Raw genomic sequence first — 21,376 nt, 5'->3', positions numbered from 1 at the left:
GCGGCGCCCGCCGGCGTCAGGCCACGGAATGGAATTCCAGTGAAATCTTCTGGATGGTCACGACGCCACAACCTGTCGTTTCACCGTCCGGTTCCAACTGCACTGTCAGGTGGCCATTGGCCAGCAAGTGCTGGCAGATATCAACGATGTGTTGCTTGGGTACACGAACGGTGGTGGACATTGGCGCACCGTCAAACAGCTGGGTTTTGCCGTTCAACAGCGTAGAGCCGAAAAAGGAAACCACGCCCAACTCCCACTGATTCCCCGTTTTCTGCCCGCCAGCATCGTGTTCATACAACGTCACCCGATAGTTGATGGGAATTCCGTCTGTGACCACACCCTCCAGCTTTACCTTGGCCCCCCTGATCTGAGTGGCAGTATTGCTCGCCTGACACAGGCTCAGGGTATTGCGGAAGGATTTTTCCTCGAGGACCTGCAGGGTTTCGGCCTTTGGTTGATCAGAAATCGTCATCGGCCTGTTCACATTGCCGACGATCAGGGTATTGATGTCACTGGATTTTCTGACAGCCATCGGTTTCACATCCTTACCAGAAGTCAGAGCCGCGACACTGGCTTCCGGAGCCCGGTTATCCTGAACGTCCTGTATGAACCGGGACAAACCGCTTGCCGGTGCATACTCATAGCTGATCGTTTCAATCACACTCGAATCAGGCGCACGGATCACAATATCCCTGGTGCTGGAAAAATCCTCCAACAACAGACTGACGTCCTTGAGGCCGCCACTATGGAACCACTTGAAAGCATATTCGATACCCGGATAGGGAACCCGGTCATCAATCAGCACCTCACCGCCAAGCTCGGTCCAGATTGCCCAGAGTCGATCGATGTTGGCGTGATGGAGATAGAAGATCGGGTCAAGGCCTGCCGTTCTGGTATCCCCCATCGCCCCGCCAACACCATTGTGAATGACATTGTGCGGAGTGCCCTCCAGTGAGCCGCCACTGCCAGATTGACTTCCACCGAACTCAAAGAAAGGCTCATCGCTGACACTCTCGACAGTGCCTGCATAGAAATCCAGATTGTTGTGATGCCTGCCCGGAAAATACAGCGCTGTACTCTGATCCAGAAACGACTCCGGGATGACCATATTCTCGGTACCGGATGTGGTGTAGTCCCAGTAGGGCAAGGCCCAGTTGTCCGGTGCGCCAGGCAGCTCACTGAGCACAGAACGAATCACATTTTCGAACGCCAGCAGGTATTGCCTGTGCCAGGCCAGAAAATAGAACGATCCGTGCGGGCACTTGCCCAGAAACTCCAGATCACCGGGCCTGATACCGTTCTCCAGCCCGGTAACCCAGGGTTTGTCATCGTCGTAAGTAGCGTGCCAGAAAGGGGACTCAAAATAATACTGGTGGACGGCCGCCCACCACCCCCAGCTTTTGGGATCGGATATATCTCGCCCCCGCATCCGGCTGACGGCTTTTTCATACCAGTAGATGGGGTCGGCTGGGTTGGTAGTGGATTGGCCAACTAGGTTGGTACGTAGTCTGCTCGACATGACAGGTTCTCCTTAACTCGACATGACATTGACGTCGCGACCATCGACCAGTGTTCCGTCTGGTTAATTCGCGGACCTACTGAGCCACTACCTGCTGACGTAGGGTGTAACTTTCAAACTAGTCCATAACCCGCCGGCTTCAAGTGGCGGCCTGTGCCAAGGACCGCCACCTGCCACCTTACCGCCCGCCGATCTCGCACTGGCGATTCCGAGTTCATCAGCGGTTCCTTGAAGGTTAATCAACATCAACGAGTTACGTACGCCCCGGATGATCAAGCATTGAGTCAATAACCTCGCCAAGCCTCACAACGCCCCGGCGATGCTCTGCGTTTGGTTGATCATTAAAGCCAATGTGTCCAGAGTTAAGTCCTTGAGTCATCTCGACAAACCCATCGACGGCCGGTACCGAGAAGCCCTGCCCCGATACGTATTGTGCCCAATCCGTTTGCGGTATTGGCGCAGCCGCTATCGGCTTCCCCAGTGACTTGGAAAGGTGGTTGGCAACGTCACAAGGCGCATACCTGGCAGGGCCTTCCAGGTTAATGACCCGCTCGCCATTCCAGGTTTCTGTCAGCACATCTGCGGCGATTCGTCCGATGTCATCGGTCGCGATCATCGCGATGGCCCGCTCCAATGGTGCAAGAAAGCTGGGCAGTTGGCCCTGTGCCACAGCCACCTTCACCAGAGGTTGCCAGTTCTCCATGAAGTAGGCCGCCCGCAGAAAGGCGACAGGCAAGCCGGTGCTGCCCAGGTGGTGCTCGAGCCCGCGATTCATGGCAATCCAGCCGGTACCGCCTGGTTGTTCCGCACCAATGGAAGACAGCGCCACCAGTTTCGGCAAACTGGCGTCTGTCGCCGCCTTGGCGATGGCGCGGGCCATGATCTCGGCCTGCGAGAACAGCTCATCCGAGGCATACTGCGGCGGACTGACGATATAGGCCCCATCAGCGCCAGACAGCGCCCGGACCAGAGACTCGTGATCGGCAAACTCGGCAACAGCCACTTCCGCACCACGTGCGCTCCAGTACGCTCCTTTTGATTCATCCCGCACAACAACCCGCACCCGCCTGCCAGCGCTCAGTAAGGCACTGGCCGCAGCGGCGCCGGTACGGCCGGTGGCACCCGTCACAACGTACAATTCGGTTTGGCTCATCGTCTTCTCCTGATGTTAAGGAGCCTCTGATTAACTCCGAATCGCCTCTGCGCGATCTGAGGGCTGCAGCTGCAAGGCGCGGTCCGCAGGTAATGGCCGCAGCCCTTGGCAAGGGCCGCAACGCCGCAGATGCAGCCCTCAGAACGCGCCCTTCGGGGCCTTCAGAGCGATCCACACTCGGTGTTGCGACTTTTTGAAAGGCAGCCAGCCTTCCTGCAAAGCCGCGCCTTGAGTGTGAACCGCTCTGAAGGCCAGAGGTGATCCGGAGTTAATCAGAGGCTCCTTCGACCTTGATGGATTCGATGTCCGAAACCCTATAGACTTCGCCGACATATGAGAAATGCATGAAAATTATATCGGGCATACCATAAATGGATATCGCTAAGGTCGACCTGAACCTGCTGAAGCTGTTTGACGCCTTGCTCAAGGAGGGCAGCGTGACGCGCGCCGGTCAACGGCTCGGGCTCAGCCAACCGGCTGCGAGCCGGGGCCTGGGAAGGCTGCGGCGGTTGCTGAACGATCAACTGCTCGTGCGAACGGCAACCGGATGGGAACTGACGCCGCGAGCGATGGCTCTGTCGGAGTTGGTGACAAAACTGCTGGATGATGCCCGGGCCATCGTTGCACCCACCGAGTTCGATCCCGCAACGGCCTCCGGTCGCCTTACCATCGCGAGTGCCGATCACCTGGCACTGCTGTTGATGCCGACGCTGACATCCAAGCTCGCAGTACTCGCGCCAGGGATAGACCTGGTGATACCCCCTCCGTCGGGAGATAACGTGGCACTGATCGCCCAGGGAGGCGCCGATCTGGCCATCGGGTCATTTCGAGACCTGCCGGCAAGGTTCCACTGCCGCTCGCTCTATCATGAGGATTTTGTATGCGTCGTACGCCAGGGTCACCCGGTGCTCGCCGAGGGGCTGAACCTGCATAACTTCGCAGCGCTGTCGCACCTGGCGGTCATCATCACCGGCCAAGGCAGGAGTAGTGTTGACGAGGCCCTGTCTAAACACGGACTCACCCGGAGAATCGCGGTGCGAACACCGCACTTTCTGGTTGCCCCGACGATCGTCGCGGAAAGTGATCTGATCCTGACAATGCCACGCAAGCTAGCTATTCGATTGGCCCGGTCGACGGCCATTGAGATCCTTGAAGCGCCGATCCGCATTGAGCCCATGACGCCATCCCTCATCTGGCACGAGCGACAGCACTACGACCCGGCCCATCAATGGCTTCGTCAGCTGATTGTCGACATTGCTCAGGCGTTGTGAGACGTCCTAGACCCACCGCCGCACACGCCGGCAATACTCGTCGTATTCCGCTCCGAACCGTCGGCGCATGGCGTTCTCTTCAAACGCGATGTACCACCGGTCGGTGATGAGCACAAACAGCCCAGCCAGCAGGAAAGAGGAAGCTGCGCCACCCAGCAGTATCGCAAAGCCAATCAGGGCGATGGCAAAGCCGAGATACATGGGGTTTCGCGTGTGCCCGAACACACCCTCGGTAACCAGAACATCCGGTTCATTGAAGGTCAGTATGTTGGTGTGTCGCCGTTTGAACAGGTTTTTGCCCGCTATCGACAAAGCCAGCCCTGCGGCGGCGACAACCAGCCCGGCCAGGTTATAGGGGAAGCCAATGGGATGAGAGAACCCCATACTCCAGCACAACAGGGCCATCGCAATCACAAATACCAGGAAAAGGACCGGCGGCAACAGCTTTCTCATGATAACGCTCCAGAACAACTCGCCATTGAGTGGAGCGCCAAAGTACCTCCGTACAGCCTCAGGTACCTTAACCTAGGTTAAGCCCATCTCCCGTCGTATCCGCGACAACGTCACGTCCGTCACCCCGAGATACATCGCCACCTGCCGCAGTGGAACCTGCTCGCAATCCTCAGCAAACTCTGCCAGAAACTGCTCATACCGTTCCCTGGCATTCAACAGCAGGAAAGCCGCCTCACGCTTCTCCTTTTTCAGAACCAGATTCTCATAGAGCTTGCGCACGAACTCTGCCCAGTTACGGTTACCTTGGGACAGCTCTATCAGGGCGCGGTACTCGATTGATGCGGTCGTACAACGGGTAATGGCCTGGGTGAAAAATGGGCTCGGCATATCACTGACACAACTGCTGATACTGGCAAAAGCACCACCAGCCCGAACCAGCGACTTGTTCCGCTCCTTGCCACCCGCATCGATGTAGAAATAGCGCCCGATACCCTCCATCACGAAGTAGACGTGCCGGACAACATCACCGCTGGAGAAGACATATTCACCAGGGGCGTAAGTGTGAAATGCGAAGTGTGAGTAGGCAGCTTCCAGGTCGACCCGGCTGAACGACACAACGCTTGATAGACGAGCCGTTAATCGGCGAAATTCACCATCGTTCATCCCGACTCCCCAGACTCAAAGACGGACTTCTCCGCCAAGACGGCACGCTGTTTATGAACATCCCGATAACACAACATCTCAAACAGACGCTCTTCCCGTTCGGGAGTGAAGCCGCACTTGCCGTCCCAGGTTTCCGGATTCTCATAGGTGCCGAAGAGCATATCCCACCATACGATATCGCCATAGTTGTTCTTGTGACGACCGAACTGGTGGTGAATCCGATGCATCTCTGGCCTCTGGAATACGTAGCCGATCCAGCGGGGCGTTCTGACGTTGGTGTGGTAGAAGAACTCACCAATGGCAGTAAAGAAGGTGTAGATAGCGCCCGCTTCAACGGACAGGCCCAGAAACGCGTAGACGAGCAGACTACCGATGATGGAGTTCACCACCATTTCGCCGGGGTGCTTGTAGAACGACGTGATGACCTCAAGCCGTCTGGGGCTGTGGTGAATTTGGTGAAAGAAGCGCCAAAGCACGTCTGACTCATGGCGCCAGCGATGCCACCAGTAGAACACAAATGTAGCGATAAAGTAGGCCAGAGCACCGCCAGCCAATGGCGACAGGTAATGGGAGAGTGAGACCACCGAAGCCCCGGATAACCACGTTTCCCAGGTAACCCCCGCCAACAGAACCACCCCCAGCTGGATGGCATTCACCAGCACGACCCGCCAGGGCCAGCTACGGATTTTCGGCAGCCGCCATCCCGGTATGATTCGCTCCAAAACAAAGCACGCCACAAACACAATGACGATAACCTCAAGCATCCCTGTCCCCCTATGAATATCTCCAGAAGAGAAGTCTCGGCTTTCGGCGATCTGTTTGAAGTTTTTGAGGAAAGGTTGTACCGAGCACTACCTTAAGTATCGATAGAAACGACTTTATCGTTCACAACCCCGTCGGCAGGCGTATTCGCCTGCATGTATCCACCCGCACCAACGCCCTATCAGGCGTGCTTTGGCATTCCTACAACCGGCTCCCAGCTCTCCGCCCAGGTATGGTTGGCATCCTCTCCCCGCGCTGCCAATGCATCGGTCAGAAAATCGATGAACACCCGGACTTTGGCCGGCAGGTAGTCACGCTTGGGATAGATGGCAAACACACCGCTGCCAGGCTCCGGGGGCCGGTAGTAGGGGTACAGCGACACCAGGGCACCGCTGTCCAGCCCGTCCTTGGCGAGGAAGTGCGGCAACTGGGCAAAGCCAAGACCGTCGGCGCACATGTACGCCATGGCTTCACCATCATCGGTGAGATAGCGGCGTTCCAGTTCATAGGGCTGGTACTCCCAGGTCTCATCGGGCAGGAAGATTGGCTGTAGCTGCTGAGTCTCCTTGATGCGAAAACCAATCCAGGAATGGGAGTGAAAATCTTCGCGACGACGGGGTATACCGCACTCCTCCAGATACCGGGGCGACGCGCAGACCAGGAAGTCCATCGGGCTAAGTCGTCGGGCCACCAGACGGCTGTCTTTTACATAGCCGGTTCGCAGTGCCACATCGATGTCGTTGTCGATGATGTCTGCATGCAGGTCATTGATTTCAAGTTCCAGACGGATGTCCGGATACTGAAGGCAGAACGCCCGCAACAAGGGGCGCAGATAGAGGTGGCCGTAGCAGACAGCGGAACTGATGCGCAGGGTGCCGCTGGGCGAGCGGTTGATCTGCTTGAGCTCTTCTTCACAACCTGAGAGGTCCTGCATCATCTTGCGCACGGTGCTGGCGTAACGCTCGCCAGCGGCGGTAATCCGCAGTTGCCGGGTTGAACGCTGGAACAGTGTCAGCCCCAACTGGGCTTCCAGGCGGCCAATGGCTTTACTGACGGTGGAGGGATCGCTGCCACACAGCCTGGCTGCTGCCGCGAAACTGCCGCCATCACAGGTGGCGATAAAAATTTCCAGTGACCGTAACTTGTCCATCAGACCAGTATAGCAACAAAGAATCATGAACATTATTCACGACTGTTTGGGGTGACAGGCCGATTTTCCCGAGCTTTCAGGTGCCTAGAATTCGTTTGCCAACCACGTACCTGTCTGGGGAAAACCGTTGAAACATCATGATCCCAATCCCATAGCCACCACCGGCACCCTGGCCTACTGCCTTCTGGCATTTGTTGCTATGGCAGGCCTTGCCTACATCAACTTCCTGCCCGGCGTCGTTAATGCGCTCGCGGGAAACATCGGCTTCAGTGACGCCCAGGCCGGGCAGATCGTTGCGCTCAACGGTTACGGCGGCTTGCTGGGCAGTGCCATTGCGATTGCCCTGATACGCCGGGTGCAATGGCAATACGCCATGCTGACCTTCCTGACGCTACTGGCCATGGTTGACCTGGCCACCGCCTGGGTCGAGCCCTACCCGTTGCTGCTCGGCTGGCGCTTTGGCGCCGGCGTGCTGGGCGGGCTCTGTGTCGGCATCGGGCTTGCGGTGCTGGCGCGATTGAACGACCCCGACCGGGCATTCGGCCTGTTGATGTTCGTGCAGTTCAGCCTGGGCTCCGTGGTTATCTACCTGCTGCCGGGGCTGGAAATCGCCCTTGGCGCCCACGCCGTGTTCTACGTGATGGCGACCCTGGCGGCTCTAAGCCTGATGTTGCTGCCGTTCCTGCCCACCCTGCGGCTCGATAGCAGTTCAACCGAACCATCCTCCCCCTTGCCAGCCAATACGACGCTACTGCTGCTGGCCATCCTCGGCTACCAGGTAGCGGCCAGCGGGATCTGGGCCTACGTGGGACTGATCGGCCGTGATGCGGGCATGGCGGCCGAGTCGGTCAGCCAGTACATCGCCGCGACCGGCTTGCTGGGGCTGTTGGGCGCCATGCTGCCGGTGATCAGTGGCAAACGCTTTGGGCGCCTGTTCTGGGTGACCACCGGTCTGGCGATGTCGATGGTTGCTGCTGTTCTGCTGGACTACGCCCAACACACCGTCCTCTATGTGGCGGCGATGGCGCTGCTGTTCTTCGCCTGGCCCGCGGTGCAGTCGTTCCTGCTGGCGGTTACCGCAGACATGGACCGCACCGGGCGACTTTTGGCCATGGCCGGACTCACCGCTTACGTCGGAATGGCGTCCGGTCCCCTGCTCGCTGCCAGCCTGCTCGAGCGCGACAGCTTTTCGGTCATGCTCTATAGCTGTGCAGGCATTTTCTTGATGAGCTTTGTGTTGCTGATACGGCCCGTTCAGGCCCAGGACACTCCGATGGGCGCCGTACCGCTTTCGCCATAGCCGGTCACAAACCAACCCCCTGATTCGTCATTCCCTACATCACCCTCTACATCAACCCCCTACATCACAGAAGGTAGCAACATGATCCGATATTTCTTGAACAAGATGCTGATGGCCATGCACCGGCGATACAACTATGACGTTCGCTACATGCAGGAAATCCTGCAGACCGACCTGCCCGCGTTCCTGAAATACCTGGGCTTTCAGATGATGGCGGCCCATTCGGCAAAAGTCCCTGCGGAACCGCTGTTTGCCGCCAGGGTGAGGGCGATCATCTGGGACGATTGCGGCCCCTGCACGCAACTGGTGGTGAACATGGCGCTGGAAGCCAAGGTGAGCCCGGATCGGGTGCGCGCCATGGTGGACATGGACCTGGACAACCTGCCGGAAAGCACCGCCCTGGTGGCCCGCTTTACCGAACTGGTACTGGCCCACAACCCGGAAGCGGATGAGTTGCGGGAGCAGATCCGCGCCCTGTGGGGCAGCAAAGGCCTGATCGCCATCGCCTACAGCATCAGTTCATCCCGGGTCTACCCCGCACTGAAATACACCCTGGGGTACGGACACACCTGTAGCCGTGTCCAGGTCAACGACCAGACATTGGCTCCAACCCGCTCAGCGGAGGCGCAACATGGTTAAGCAACTGATCACCGTAATAGCGCTTATCCTCGGGCTGGCCCTGTTCGCCAATGGCGTGTTCATGCTGGTGGCGCCCGAAACCTGGTACTGGACCGTGCCCGGCGTACCGGTGCGGGGCTCGTTCAATCAGCACTTTGTGCGAGACATCGGCATCCAGTACCTGCTGATGGGCGTGGCGTTTGCCTACGGCGCCCTCAACGCCCGACATCGGCTGCTGCTATGGGCGCTCCCCACCACCTGGCTGGTCGGTCACGCGATCTTTCATGTCCTGGAAGTTGCCACGGGCCTCTGCGGGCCCGAATACCTGCTGGTGGATTTTGCCGGGGTGACCGTGCCGGCACTGATCAGTCTGGGGCTGTTTTATGGGCACTACCGAATGCAACGGGGGGCCAGCCAGGCTGTCAGCGACGCTGCCGCGCCCTCTGCTCCCCCGAAGCCCAAGTGACACTATAGTGAGATACCGACAGCCAAATCCGACAAGAATCGCTAGCTACCTTGGAGCATCTGAATGACATTCTGCGCAGCCTTCTGGGCGGAAGCCGGGTTCTGGCCGGTCACCAGACGGCCATCGATAACCACGTTTTCTTCCCAGGCTGCGCCATAGACATGAGTGGCGCCACGCTCGACCAGTTCGTCCTGCAGCAGGAAGGGAACCACATCGGTCGTGCCCAACGAAGCCTCTTCCTCATTGGTGAATGCAGCAACGCGCTTGCCCGCCACCAGCAACTCACCACTGGACAGTCGCAGATTGACCAGCGCAGCATTGCCATGACATACCGCAGACACAACACCCTGGTTCTCATAGATTGCAGCAGAGATACGGCTGATGTCGTCGTTTTCGGGAAAGTCCCACATCGGCCCAGAGCCTCCGGCAAACATAACAGCGCGATAGTCCTCCGGATCAACCTCCGCCAACGGAATGCTGCGAATCACTTTTGCCATTAACTCCGCGTCATTCAGGAATACCTGATGGAACTCATCTTCTTCTCTGAACGCCTTGGCATCGACCGGAGCCATGCCGCCTTCAATACTGGCAACATCCACGGTGTAGCCGGCCTCAGTAAACTCGTAGTAGGGGTGGGTAAGTTCCGGCAACCAGAACCCCGTTTTCTTGCCGGTATTCCCCAGTTCGGTATGGCTGGTCAGAACAATGAGTATCTTTTCCGGGTCTTTGTCTGAGCCTCCGGCATGGGCAAGGTTGGTGGTAAGCAGGGCAACAAACAGCAGGGCAATACTGATTAGGTGCTTCATGGTTCACTCCGGTGATCAGGTACAAGTTCACAAACAGGTCGATAGAGATCAAAAAAGAGCCTCTGACGTCGCTCTGCCTGGCAATCAGTAGGCGACCGTGAATCGTTGCTGGTGATGTCGAGGGGCTTCCGCCTCGTCGATCAGGGCGACAGCCAAATCCTCAATGGAGATACTGGAGTTGCCATCGGAATCAACGACCAGTTCGTCCGTGCCCAGGCGGTATTGACCGGTCCGCTCGCCGGCAACCAGATTTGCAGGCGGGCTGAGGTAAACCCAGTCCACCGTGCTTTCTGCCTGGCAGGCCTCCTGCTGATCGGCACTGGCCCGACCAATGTGTCGAGCTGAGACCGGCAAATAGCTCGCATCTTCCATCACCGTTCGACCGCCCGTCCCGGGCACGGTCAGGGTTGCAGCACCACCGACCACAATCAGCCGAACCTTGCTCCGGGCAACCCCGGACATCAGCGACCGGGTGAACTCAAACACTCGTTCGCGATCACCCGCCGGCGGCCGGGTCGCGTTAACGACAACATCCTGGCCCGCCGTCAGCCTGGCAACGTCAAACGGGTCGGTAGCATCGCCCGCCTTGGCAATGGCAGCCTCCGGCAACGCCTCAAAAGTCCGGGCATCACGAACAACCGCTGACACCTCATGCCCTCGGGCAAGCGCCTCCGCGACAACCCGACGACCTACGTTTCCTGCGGCACCCAGTACGGTAATTTTCATTGGAGGAACTCCTTTTGAATATGATTTCGAGGTGGCGCTCTACGCCGCCCTTGCGGCCCGCGACGGGCCCGTTGGTTGACGCAGAGAACTTTATCCCGTTTCCCAAAAATCGATAATCCACTAGAATGGAAAATTACTGTTGATTAAAATTCCACAATAGGGCGAATAGATGAACGGATTCGGGGCCATTCCAGCCTTTGTTGCGGTGGTGAAGGGCGGTGGGTTTTCAGCGGCGGCGCGCGCACTCGGTGTTTCCAAGTCGGCGGTGAGCAAACGCATCAACCAGCTCGAGCAGGAGCTTGGCGTTCGCCTCCTCTACCGGACCACACGCAAGCTCAGCCTGACGGAAGCCGGGGAACGCTATTTCGAACACGCGGAACAGGCATTGCGGGCAGCGAGTCAGGCGGAGGACGCTGTTGCACAGCTGCAGGGGGAACCTCAGGGCAAGCTGAAGATCAGCAGCCCTATGTCCTTTGGACGGCTCCACATTGCCCCGCTGATCCCCAAGCTCCTGAAGCGTTACCCCAAGCTCGATATCGAGCTCATAATGGACGACCGCCCTGTGGACCTGGTTGCCGACGGCATCGACATTGCCATTCGGAGCAGCTTCGGTGGGCTGCCGGATTCGGCACTTGTGGCCCGCAAGCTGGCGCCATTGAGACAGGCCGTCTTTGCATCACCGGATTACGGTCAGGAGCACCCACTGCCGCGCACCCCTGCCGACCTGACCGAACACAACTGTATTTTGTTCAGCTACTCCCGGGACGCCAATATCTGGACGTTTGAGCACGATGGAGCTGCAGAAACCGTTGAAGTAACCGGCAGCTATCGCGTCAACAACAGCGAAGCGATCCTTGCCGCCGTCCTCGAAGGCATCGGTGTCGGCCGGCTGCCAACCTTTGTCGCCGGCCCCCTGGTTAAATCGGGGCAGTTGGTTGACCTGTTCCCGACCCACCGCATCCCCGACCACACTCTGTATGCGGTTTTTCCCGAGCGGCAGTATCTACCGGCGAAGGTACGGGTGTTCCTGGAGTTTGCGCTGGAGTACCTGGGAGGGGATGAACCGTATTGGGATGAGTGAAGGATTACCTTCCCTCCCCCACCACCCGCACAAAGGCGTGATCTTCCAGACCGGCTTTGGGGCGGAATAACGCAGCGGGACGGCCGCGGCCTCCGGGCGGCGGGGCTTCACCGGACTCCTCCAGGATGTCGGCGCTGAGGATGCGGCGGCGGAAGGACTTCTTCTCCAGTGGTGCGCCGAGCACTTCCTCGAAGGCCTGCTGCAATTGGGTCAGGGTGAACGGTTCATCCAGGGTGTGGATGGGCAGTACTGTATAGGCAGTCTTGCTGCTGAGCCGTTGGCGGGCAGCCTCCAGCAGATGGTTGTGGTCGAAGGCAAGGTGCTGTTGCTGAGCCGATGACAGCGGCCACCAACGGGCACCGGTGACAGTCTCGACGAATTCCGCGGTGGGAGCGTGAGCCATCAGCGCCATATACAGCACAGTGACCGACCAGCCACGGGGGTCTCTGCTGGCGTCGCCACTGGTGCAGACTTGTTCCAGGTAGGGGGCATTGATGCCGGTTTTCTCATGCAGCTTGCGGCCGGCCGCCTCACTGAGATCCAGGTCACTGTCGGTGTTGATAAAGCCACCGGGCAACGCCCAGCGGCCTTGGGCCGGATGGTTGCCCCGCTGCACCAGCAACACATGAAGCTGGCCCTCAATCAGAGTGAAGATGGCGACATCCACCGTCACCAATGGGCTTGAATAGTCACCAGCCTGGTAGTTCGCCAGGTAGTGTTGTTCATCCATGCTGTCGCTGTTGGCCATGGGCTCCCCTTGCAATTTAGTGGCTTTATGCCAACAATAACACAGTTCCAGCCCAGAACTGGAAACCAAGACGGCCGGACAGACCGGCCGCAAGATTCACCAGCAAGGAGCTTGCTGCATGCAACGTGCTTTCGATTTCACGGTGTTTATTGGTCGTTTTCAACCCCTGCACAGCGGTCACCTTCACGTTATCCGCTCCGGTCTGGAGCAGGCTGACAAACTGATTCTGCTGATCGGCTCCGCCTGGCAGGCCCGCAATGCCCGCAATCCCTGGACCCATCAGGAGCGGGAGCAGATGGTGAGAGCCTGTCTCACCAGCGAGGAAAACAGCCGCCTGCTGTGCCTGCCGCTGATGGACGCGCCCTACAACGATGAGGTCTGGGTGCGGAACGTCCAGGCCACCGTCGCCGGCCTGGCCACCGCCCACTACACCACCCCCCACCGGGCAATGAAAACCGCACTGATCGGCCACAGGAAGGACGCCACCGGCTTCTACCTGAACCTGTTTCCGCAGTGGTCCAGCCTGTCGGTGGACAACCTTGAGAACATCAGCGCAACCCCTTTACGGGAGCGATTCTTCAGCGATGAACCGGCAACTCTGCTGCCGCAACTGCGTGACAGCGGTGTACTGCCTCCGGAAGTGGTCGCCTGGCTAGCAGACTTTGCCAGCACCAATCCGGGCTACCAGCAGGTGCGGGATGAACTGGCGTTTGTTCGCAAGTACCAGTCGGCCTGGGAATCAGCACCATACGAACCTACGTTTGTGACCGTGGACGGCGCGGTGGTGCAGTCCGGTCATATCCTGCTGGTGGAACGCCGGGCCAATCCGGGCAAGGGGCTCTGGGCGCTGCCCGGCGGCTTTGTCGACCCCGGTGAGCGCCTGCTGGACGCCTGCCTGCGAGAGTTACGGGAAGAAACCCGTCTCAAGGTGCCAGCACCGGTGCTGAAAGGCTCTATCCGCCAACAACGGGTGTACGACGACCCATACCGTTCCGCTCGGGGCCGCACCATCACCCATGGTTTCTACTTTGAATTGGCGCCTCAGGCAGAGCTGCCCAGGGTAAAAGGCGGCGACGACGCCCGCACGGCGCGCTGGGTGCCACTGGCGGAACTCGATCCCCAAACCATGTTTGAAGACCACTACTTCATTATCCAGGACCTGATCGGGGCCGCCTGACGGCCACCGGACAACTCAGGGAAATAAAGCTTGACCTAATTAGTGGCTCTAGGCCAATATAGCTTCATCGGGCAGCAAACAAACCCGTGCAGCGGAGCGCTGCCAACGGCGCCGGATAGACCAGCGCCGAACACCACTGAACGGAGGATTTCCGTCATGCGTAACCTGATTCTGAACACCGATTCCTACAAGACCTCACACTTCCTGCAATACCCGGCGGATACCCGCTTCATCTCCAGCTACATCGAATCCCGGGGTGGCGCCTACCCTGAAACCGTATTCTTTGGCCTGCAGGCGTTCCTGAAGGAGTACCTCAGCCGGCCGATCACCACCGCCGACATAGATGAAGCCGACACCCTCTGCCGTGCCCACGGCGTACCGTTCAACCGGACTGGCTGGGAGTACATCCGCGATGCCTACCAGGGCTATTTACCGATCGAGATTGAAGCGGCGCCGGAGGGAACAGTGGTCCCGACGGGCAATGTACTGGCTCAGGTGGTCAACACCGACCCCAACTGCGCCTGGCTCAGCAGCTATATTGAGACCGCCCTGCTGCGCGCTGTGTGGTACCCCACCACCGTGGCCACCCGTGCCAGAGCCTGTCGAGACATTATCGAAAGCGTCATGACTCAGACCAGTGACAGCCTGGACGGTCTCGACTTCAAACTGCACGATTTCGGAGCCCGCGGTACCAGCTCGGAAGAAACCGCTGCACTCGGCGGCATGGCCCACCTGCTGAGTTTTGCCGGAACGGATAACCTGTCGGCGATTGTCGCAGCGCGGCGCTATTACCAGGCCGACATGGCCGGTTTCTCAATCCCGGCGGCAGAGCACAGCACCATGACCAGTTGGGGCCGGGACGGCGAGGCCGCCGCCTACGCCAACATGCTGGAACAGTTTGGCGGAGATGGTCGTACGGTGGCCGTGGTCAGCGACTCCTATGACCTGTGGAACGCTATCGACAATCTCTGGGGCGACACCCTGAGGGAGCAGGTCATCCAAAATGGCGGCACGCTTGTGGTGCGGCCGGATTCCGGCGAGCCGGTGGCGATTGTTCCCGAAGTCATTGAACGGCTGATGGCCCGATTCGGCTTTACCACCAACCACAAAGGCTATCGGGTATTACCGCCGTTTGTGCGGGTGATCCAGGGCGATGGCATCAATACCGACAGTATCGCCGCCATCCTTGCCGCCATGACGGCCAGAGGCCTGAGTGCAGACAACATCGCCTTCGGCATGGGCGCCGAACTGCTGCAGAAACTCAACCGGGATACCCAGAAGTTCGCCATGAAGGCCTCGGCCATCCAGGTCGGCGAACAATGGCGGGACATCTACAAAGACCCGATCACCGACCCGGGCAAACGCTCCAAGCGGGGGCGCCTGGCGCTGATTCGCGACGGTGACCGTTTCAGCACGGTGCGAGCGGAGGCATTGGCAGGACGCAGCAACGAACTCAGGACAGTGTTCCGCAACGGTGATCTGGTCAATGCGGTGGACTGGCACACCGTCTGCCAGCGTGCACGTTCCTGAGCCTGCTCCGAGTAGAGGGCGCCTCTGAAGACCAAAGATGGCTGGAGTCAAACCGAGGCCTCCAGGTCTTTGTCGATGCCCTCATCCACCACCAACCTGGCTCTGGCCAAAGCCGTGAAGATATCGGATGGGCGCAGGCCGATGATGGCTCGGAAGGTATGAGACAGATGCGCGGAATCGGTGAACCCCGCTTCCAGCGCGGCTTCGGTCAGTGACCAGCCCCGGGCCACCCGTATCGCGGTGACGAACAGCCGGTGCCATTGGCGGTAGCGTCGGATCGGCACCCCCACCTGCTGGCGGAAGAGCTGTACCAGTCGTGGAGCAGACAGATTGACGGCCCCGGCGAGTTCGGTGACCGGGCAGTTCTGTGCCACGGACTGGTGAATCAGCGACACCACCCGGGCAACCCGGTCATCCACCACTGGATAGGGGATGGCGCCCGGGTTGATCAGCGTCTCCAGAGTGCGGAACCCTTCGCTGGCAGCGATGCCCGGGTCAAGCATTTGTCGGAACAAACGCTGGAACTCTTGCTCTCCAGGCACCCGCTGACAGACACCGGCGTCGCACTCAAGCATACGGGGTTCGAGCAGGGCATGATCCTGTCCCAGCGCATCCAGGTAGCAGGTGCCAATAAGCCGGTCGCCAGCATCGACCCGTACCCGCTCCCCGGGCTTCAGTAACAGACTGGTGCAATAGCCAGGACCGGGCATGTCCGGAGTCTGGTACTGCAGCAACCCGTCCAGCGCGACGGTCAGTGAAGCGGCTGCCAGGTTGAACTCTATGGGCCGGGCCAGACGCCCCACGTACACGGTCCGCCGTGGCCAGAGGTAGAGGGCGCAGTCGGGCGATGGGTGGGCCATCGTCATAGTCGGTTTTTTCGTTGTTGGACCAGTGTGCCGAGCTTAGCCGAAACCCGACACCCTGCCGCCAGCGTTCATGCACATTCGTGACCTGAGCCACGTTTCCGATCACTGCGGGTAACCGTTATCAGTTCTTACAAGAAGCCCGCTGTGCCCCTGCCCTATGGTATCGCTCACTGATGGTATCGGGCCTTCCCGTCCGGTAGTCACCATCCGCTCGCCAGCTGACACGGCAACATAGGATCAGCCGGTGGCCACACCAAACAACAACAATTGAACAAGGGAAGACCATGAGAAAAGTAATGATCGCCGCTGCTGCCGCAGCCGGCATGACCGCCACCCTGCCCGCCCAGGCCGGTTTCTTCAGTAACTGGTTTGATCGCAACGACGCCGAAACCCGTCACCCGATCGTGCTGGTGCCAGGCATCTTCGCCTTCGACACCATCGCAGGGGTGGATTACTGGTACCGCATTCCCGCCGCACTGGAGTCCGAGGGCGCGACGGTATTCATCCCCAGGATCAACGCCTTCGACAGTTCCGCCATGCGCGGTGAACGGCTGATCGAGCAACTCGAGGAGATCCGCGCGGCGTCCAACGGACAGATTGAGAAGTTCAACCTGATTGGCCACAGCCAGGGAGGCCTCACCTCCCGCTATGTCATGAATGTCCGACCAGACCTGGTCGCCTCGGTGTCCACCGCCCACTCCCCCCACAAAGGGTCGCCGCTGGCGGATGTGGCAACAGGCATTGCACCGGAAGGTACATTGCGGGGCATCACCTTCGAGGCCTTCTCCAACGCCGTTGGCAATCTGGTCAACCTGCTGTCCGACAACCGCCATGACCGTGCCGATGTCAACGCCATGCTGGCCGAGTTCAACAGCGACGGCTCCGCTGCTTTCAACGCCCAGTTCCCCGCCGGGGTGCCGGAATCCGCCTGCGGCGAAGGGCCGGCGGAAGTCACCATCAATGGCCACCCGATCCGTCTTTACTCCTGGAGTGGCACCGCCACCTTCACCACGGGCCTGGACCTGTCCGATGCGCTGTTTGGCGCCACCAGCCTGGCCTTCGAGGAGGCCAACGACGGCGTCACCGGCCGCTGCTCCAGCCATTTTGGCCAGGTGATCAAGGACAACTACACCATGAATCACATTGATGTGAACAACCACGTCCTGGGTATGGTGTCACTGTTCGAGACCCGGCCCGAGACCCTGTTCCGCAATCACGCGGTACGCCTGAAACAGGCCGGTCTCTGAGTTCATCAAGGAGCCACTCATAATCAAAGCCCCCCGGCAATTTCGGCCGGGGGGGGAGGAGCCGTCCAATGCCGACCCGAACTCAGCTACTCGCACTTACGGTCACCAGCTTGGGTCTGATGCTGGGCCTGTGGCTGCAACAGACCGCACAACCGGGCAACGTGCCATTATCCTCCTCCCCACTTACCGAGAGGCCAGCACACCCAATCAGCCAGGGCGCCGGGGTTTCCGGCGAGATTCTGGTCTCCTCTTCACCACAGTCATCGCAGCCTAAGCCGCTGCCACCACTGCCCCCGCACCTGGCTGATGCGCAGCCCCGCTTTCGGCTTGCGGTGGACAGCGACGGCAACCTGCGGCCAACCCCCGACATGCGACGGCTGTTTGATTTCTACCTCGCCGGTCTGACCGACGAGCCGCTCGAGCTGGTCATGACACGCATCCAGCAGGCCCTGTCCGACGAACTGGGTGACCAGCCCCAGGCCCTTGCCCAGGCCCGGAACCTGCTGACACGCTACATTGACTATCGCCTGGCACTGGACGACCTCGCCGGAGCAACACCGCCGCGGCTGGCCACAGGGGCATTTGATCTGGAAGCCCTCCGCCAGCGCCAGCAACACCTGCAGACGCTGAGGGGCACCCAATTCAACGACGACGAACAGGGCGCGTTCTTCGCGCTGGAGAGCCGCCAGGACGAACATCTGCTGACCTACATGGAGATCGCTCAACACCCTGGCCTACAAGAGGACCAGCGAGCTCAGGCGCTGGCCGCCCTGGAGCACTCGCTGCCGACAGAACTTCGCCAACTCCGCCAGCGGGTCACCAGCCACGCCGAGCTGTACCAACACACCCGTCAACTTCGGGACCAGGGTGCCAGCCCGGCCGAGCTCTATCAGCTCCGGGCCCAGACCCTGGGCGACAACGCCGCCGCCCGGCTGGCCGAACTTGATCGCGAGCGCCAGTACTGGCGGCAACGCCTGGACACCTTTGTCGCCGACCGCAACCGTCTGCGCCAGTCCGAACTGCCGCCGGCAGCCCAACAGGCCGCCATCGATCAGCTGATCGAACAGCGTTTTTCCGCCACCGAAGCCCTGAGGGTTCGGGCGCTGTCACCCGAGCTATGAACAGGCCCGGACGCCCTATTGGACCAGGGAGTCTCTGATTAGCTCCGAAGGTGAAAAGACTCAAACAGAGGCGCCAAAGCCTGAACGATCTGATCCTGGTCCGCCGGACCGGGCCGGCGACGGGCCAACAGTGGATTCAGGCACTGATCGGTTCCAGCAATCTGGATCGCATAGTTGGATACACCCTGCTGCGCCAGGCATACCCCCAGCTTGATGATGTAGGCGGCGCAATGCAGCTCGGGGTGCCAGGTGGTGCGACATTCAAAGGCGAGACCGTGTTGCAGCAACAGCGACAGCGCCCGCCAACTGGCAGGACCGCTGCTGCGGCTGGTGGTAATGGCAGGGTAGCGGGCCGGCAGCGCCTTGATGTCGAGGCCGACCCAGTCCAGCCAGGGCAAAAGCCGTTGCAGTCGATCGGCGTCCGGGGCGCCGGTGTGCATTCCCACCCGGAAGCCAAGCTGCTGTACCTCTGCCATGGCGGCAGCCAGGCCGCGCTGCAACAATGGCTCGCCACCGCTGAACACCACCGCCTCCAGCCGATGCTGTCGTCGTTGCAGCAATCGGCGCACATCCGCCCAAGCTGGTGCCCCAACGTCAGCTCGACGGGGGATCAGGTGTGGGTTGTGGCAGTAGTGACAACGCCACGGACAGCCCTGCAGAAACACCGTGGCGGCCAGCTTGCCCGGGTAGTCGACGGTGGAAAAAGCCACCACCCCACCGAGCCGTAAGCCGTCGGCGGACCAGCGCTTGCCGTCCGCCGTGGCCAGATCCTGCGCCGTCATGACGCCCGGAAGGGTTTCCGCTCACGATGCTCCGAGCGCTTGCCGTGGTTGAAGGAGGTGACCGGGCGGTGGTAACCCATAACTCGGGTCCAGACTTCACAGCGCTGACGACGGGACGGTTCAGGTTTCTGGTTCATGGTGGTACTCCTTTGATTTGGTGGATCGTTTGGGTGGGAAGGCCAGTCAGGCCCGGGCCTGCTCCGCCAGCAACGCCTCGTCGCAGCGGGGGCAGAATTCGTGTTCGCCATCCAGATAGCCATGGAGAGGGCAGATGGAGAATGTCGGCGTCACGGTGATGTACGGCAGCCGGTGGTTCTCCAGTACCCGCCGTACAAAGCGGGCGCAGGTGTCGGCATCGCTGATACGCTCACGCAGGTATAGATGCAGCACGGTGCCGCCGGTGTATCGGGTCTGCAGCGCATCCTGCAGCTCCAGCGCCTCAAAAGGGTCATCGGTGTAACCCACCGGCAGCTGGCTGGAGTTGGTGTAGTAGGGAGCATCCGCCGTGCCCGCCTGGAGTATGTCGGCAAACCGCTTGCGGTCCTCGCGGGCAAACCGGTAGGTGGTGCCCTCCGCCGGTGTTGCCTCCAGGTTGTAGAGGTTGCCGGTGTGTTCCTGGAATGCCTGCATGCGATGGCGGACATGATCCAGCAACGCCAGGGCAAAAGCCTGTCCCTGAGCACTGGTGATGTCGTCCTGATCGGCAGTGAAATTGCGGATCATTTCATTGAGCCCATTCACGCCAATGGTGGAGAAGTGATTGCGCAGCGTCCCCAGATACCGCCGGCTATAGGGAAACAGGCCTTCATCCATCAGCCGGGCAATCACTTCGCGCTTGCGTTCAAGGCTCTCCCGCGCCAGTTCAAGCAACTGATCCAGGCGTTCAAACAGTGCCTCTGTCTGCCCGGCATACAGATAGCCAAGGCGGGCGCAGTTGATGGTGACCACCCCCAGCGAACCGGTCTGCTCCGCCGAGCCGAACAGCCCATTGCCCCGCTTCAGCAGCTCCCGCAAGTCCAGCTGCAATCGACAGCACATGGAACGCACCATGTTCGGCTCCAGGTCCGAGTTGAGGAAGTTCTGGAAGTAAGGCAAACCATAGCGGGCCGTCATAGCGAACAGCCGGTGGGCATTGTCAGAGCTCCAATCAAACTCTGGGGTGATGTTGTAGGTGGGGATGGGAAAGGTGAACACCCGCCCCTTGCTGTCGCCGGACGTCATCACATCGATGTAGGCCCGGTTGATCACGTCCATCTCGGCCTGCAGTTCGCCGTAGTGGAAAGGCATTTCCTCGCCGGCAATCACCGGCACCTGGTCCTTCAGGTCCTCCGGGCAGACCCAGTCAAACGTCACGTTGGTGAACGGCGTCTGCGTCCCCCACCGGGACGGCACATTGAGGTTGTAGACAAACTCCTGCATGGCCTGGCGCACTTCCGCATAACAAAGCCGATCTTTGCGGACGAACGGTGCCAGGTAGGTATCGAAGGAGCTGAAGGCCTGGGCGCCGGCCCATTCGTTCTGCAGCGTGCCCAGGAAGTTCACCATCTGGCCGATGGCACTGGACAGGTGCTTCGGCGGTGCTGCCTCCACCTTGCCGGGCACGCCATTCAGTCCCTCATGCAATAGCTGGCGCAACGACCAGCCCGCGCAGTAGCCACTGAGCATATCAAGGTCGTGGATATGCAGATCCGCCTGGCGATGGGCCTCACCAATCTCCGGTGAATAGACCTCGTTCAGCCAGTAGTTGGCAACCACCTTGCCCGCGGTGTTGAGGATCAGCCCGCCGAGAGAATAGCCCTGGTTGGCGTTGGCGTTGACCCGCCAGTCACTGCGGTCCAGGTACTCTCGAATGGTTGCTCCGGTGTCCAGACTGCCGCCCCGGGGGTGATTCATGCCTATGCCTCCTGCCAATGCTCTTCCGAAAATACTATATGTTG

21 protein-coding genes and 1 pseudogene are annotated in these 21,376 nt (G+C 59.9%); 9 read left to right on the top strand and 13 right to left on the bottom strand.

All coding sequences use genetic code 11. The features are described from left to right. Positions 1–16: 16 nt before the first annotated feature. Positions 17–1,519, bottom strand: coding sequence for a tyrosinase family protein (locus MLD24_RS00675; RefSeq protein ID WP_248163198.1), 1,503 nt, complete (start codon positions 1,517–1,519; stop codon positions 17–19). A gap of 253 nt (positions 1,520–1,772) precedes the next feature. Next, positions 1,773–2,672: an NmrA family NAD(P)-binding protein gene (locus MLD24_RS00670; protein ID WP_248163197.1), complete on the bottom strand. Its 900-nt coding sequence runs from the start codon at positions 2,670–2,672 to the stop codon at positions 1,773–1,775. A 371-nt stretch (positions 2,673–3,043) separates the two neighbouring features. Here MLD24_RS00670 and MLD24_RS00665 point away from each other — a divergent pair, with 371 nt between their 5' ends. After that, positions 3,044–3,943, top strand: coding sequence for a LysR family transcriptional regulator (locus tag MLD24_RS00665; RefSeq protein ID WP_248163196.1), 900 nt, complete (start codon positions 3,044–3,046; stop codon positions 3,941–3,943). Positions 3,944–3,949: 6 nt separating this feature from the next. Here MLD24_RS00665 and MLD24_RS00660 read toward each other — a convergent pair whose 3' ends face one another. The 4 genes from MLD24_RS00660 to MLD24_RS00645 form a co-directional block, all read right to left on the bottom strand. Beyond that, a complete protein-coding gene (locus MLD24_RS00660) occupies positions 3,950–4,396 on the bottom strand; it encodes a methyltransferase family protein (protein WP_227174172.1) in 447 nt (148 codons plus the stop codon). 72 nt (positions 4,397–4,468) lie between these two features. Then, positions 4,469–5,059: a Crp/Fnr family transcriptional regulator gene (locus MLD24_RS00655; protein ID WP_248163195.1), complete on the bottom strand. Its 591-nt coding sequence runs from the start codon at positions 5,057–5,059 to the stop codon at positions 4,469–4,471. Further along, on the bottom strand, positions 5,056–5,823 hold the full coding sequence (locus MLD24_RS00650; RefSeq protein WP_248163194.1) for a sterol desaturase family protein: 768 nt from the start codon (positions 5,821–5,823) through the stop codon (positions 5,056–5,058). The genes MLD24_RS00655 and MLD24_RS00650 overlap by 4 nt, the downstream gene beginning before the upstream one ends. 179 nt (positions 5,824–6,002) lie before the next feature. After that, entirely contained in the window at positions 6,003–6,971 is a 969-nt protein-coding gene (locus MLD24_RS00645; protein WP_248163193.1) for a LysR family transcriptional regulator, read from the bottom strand. Between the two features lie 127 nt (positions 6,972–7,098). Between MLD24_RS00645 and MLD24_RS00640 the strand changes: the two genes are divergently transcribed. The 3 genes from MLD24_RS00640 to MLD24_RS00630 all read left to right on the top strand — a co-directional run bounded on the left by MLD24_RS00640 (position 7,099) and on the right by MLD24_RS00630 (position 9,355). Then, the gene (locus tag MLD24_RS00640; protein WP_248163192.1) at positions 7,099–8,271 is read left to right on the top strand and encodes an MFS transporter; all 1,173 of its coding nucleotides are present in this window, start codon (positions 7,099–7,101) and stop codon (positions 8,269–8,271) included. Between the two features lie 81 nt (positions 8,272–8,352). Beyond that, on the top strand, positions 8,353–8,910 hold the full coding sequence (locus tag MLD24_RS00635; RefSeq protein WP_248163191.1) for a hypothetical protein: 558 nt from the start codon (positions 8,353–8,355) through the stop codon (positions 8,908–8,910). Beyond that, positions 8,903–9,355 (top strand): hypothetical protein, encoded by a 453-nt coding sequence (locus MLD24_RS00630; protein ID WP_248163190.1) that lies wholly within the window; start codon positions 8,903–8,905, stop codon positions 9,353–9,355. Before MLD24_RS00635 ends, MLD24_RS00630 begins: the two co-directional genes overlap by 8 nt. Positions 9,356–9,396: 41 nt before the next feature. Here MLD24_RS00630 and MLD24_RS00625 read toward each other — a convergent pair whose 3' ends face one another. Both MLD24_RS00625 and MLD24_RS00620 read right to left on the bottom strand, forming a co-directional pair. Further along, positions 9,397–10,161 carry a type 1 glutamine amidotransferase domain-containing protein gene (locus MLD24_RS00625; protein ID WP_248163189.1) on the bottom strand — a complete coding sequence of 255 codons (765 nt, stop codon included), beginning with the start codon at positions 10,159–10,161 and terminating at the stop codon, positions 9,397–9,399. Positions 10,162–10,245: 84 nt separating this feature from the next. After that, positions 10,246–10,887 carry an NAD(P)-dependent oxidoreductase gene (locus tag MLD24_RS00620; RefSeq protein ID WP_248163188.1) on the bottom strand — a complete coding sequence of 214 codons (642 nt, stop codon included), beginning with the start codon at positions 10,885–10,887 and terminating at the stop codon, positions 10,246–10,248. Positions 10,888–11,056: 169 nt separating this feature from the next. Here MLD24_RS00620 and MLD24_RS00615 point away from each other — a divergent pair, with 169 nt between their 5' ends. Next, positions 11,057–11,968, top strand: a complete 912-nt coding sequence (locus tag MLD24_RS00615; protein ID WP_248163187.1) for a LysR family transcriptional regulator — start codon at positions 11,057–11,059, stop codon at positions 11,966–11,968. Between the two features lie 4 nt (positions 11,969–11,972). Here the strand turns inward: MLD24_RS00615 and MLD24_RS00610 are convergent, their stop codons facing one another. Continuing rightward, positions 11,973–12,716, bottom strand: a complete 744-nt coding sequence (locus MLD24_RS00610) for an NUDIX hydrolase (protein WP_248163186.1) — start codon at positions 12,714–12,716, stop codon at positions 11,973–11,975. A gap of 118 nt (positions 12,717–12,834) precedes the next feature. Between MLD24_RS00610 and MLD24_RS00605 the strand changes: the two genes are divergently transcribed. Next, a complete protein-coding gene (locus MLD24_RS00605; protein ID WP_227174153.1) occupies positions 12,835–13,893 on the top strand; it encodes a bifunctional nicotinamide-nucleotide adenylyltransferase/Nudix hydroxylase in 1,059 nt (352 codons plus the stop codon). Between the two features lie 156 nt (positions 13,894–14,049). After that, entirely contained in the window at positions 14,050–15,423 is a 1,374-nt protein-coding gene (locus tag MLD24_RS00600) for a nicotinate phosphoribosyltransferase (RefSeq protein ID WP_248163185.1), read from the top strand. A gap of 47 nt (positions 15,424–15,470) precedes the next feature. On the opposite strand, the gene MLD24_RS00595 is transcribed toward MLD24_RS00600, so the two are convergent. Next, positions 15,471–16,289, bottom strand: a complete 819-nt coding sequence (locus MLD24_RS00595; protein ID WP_248163184.1) for a helix-turn-helix domain-containing protein — start codon at positions 16,287–16,289, stop codon at positions 15,471–15,473. Positions 16,290–16,573: 284 nt separating this feature from the next. On the opposite strand from MLD24_RS00595, the gene MLD24_RS00590 reads away from it, so the two are divergent. Then, positions 16,574–17,536 carry an esterase/lipase family protein gene (locus MLD24_RS00590; RefSeq protein WP_248163183.1) on the top strand — a complete coding sequence of 321 codons (963 nt, stop codon included), beginning with the start codon at positions 16,574–16,576 and terminating at the stop codon, positions 17,534–17,536. Between the two features lie 68 nt (positions 17,537–17,604). Beyond that, positions 17,605–18,657 carry a lipase secretion chaperone gene (locus MLD24_RS00585; protein ID WP_248163182.1) on the top strand — a complete coding sequence of 351 codons (1,053 nt, stop codon included), beginning with the start codon at positions 17,605–17,607 and terminating at the stop codon, positions 18,655–18,657. Between the two features lie 38 nt (positions 18,658–18,695). Here MLD24_RS00585 and MLD24_RS00580 read toward each other — a convergent pair whose 3' ends face one another. From MLD24_RS00580 to MLD24_RS00575, 3 genes and pseudogenes are all read right to left on the bottom strand, one after another. Beyond that, complete coding sequence (locus MLD24_RS00580; protein WP_248163181.1) at positions 18,696–19,439, bottom strand: anaerobic ribonucleoside-triphosphate reductase activating protein; 744 nt, start codon at positions 19,437–19,439, stop codon at positions 18,696–18,698. Then, positions 19,436–19,576 (bottom strand): anaerobic ribonucleoside-triphosphate reductase, encoded by a 141-nt coding sequence (gene nrdD / locus MLD24_RS21495; protein WP_267461610.1) that lies wholly within the window; start codon positions 19,574–19,576, stop codon positions 19,436–19,438. The genes MLD24_RS00580 and nrdD overlap by 4 nt, the downstream gene beginning before the upstream one ends. Before the next feature lie 46 nt (positions 19,577–19,622). Beyond that, positions 19,623–21,296: pseudogene (locus MLD24_RS00575) on the bottom strand (ribonucleoside triphosphate reductase); the annotation flags it as partial. Positions 21,297–21,376 lie beyond the last annotated feature (80 nt).

It is taken from the genome of Marinobacter xestospongiae, from assembly GCF_023156385.1.
GTDB lineage: Bacteria > Pseudomonadota > Gammaproteobacteria > Pseudomonadales > Oleiphilaceae > Marinobacter > Marinobacter xestospongiae.
This window is presented reverse-complemented; position numbering and strand designations above follow the sequence as displayed.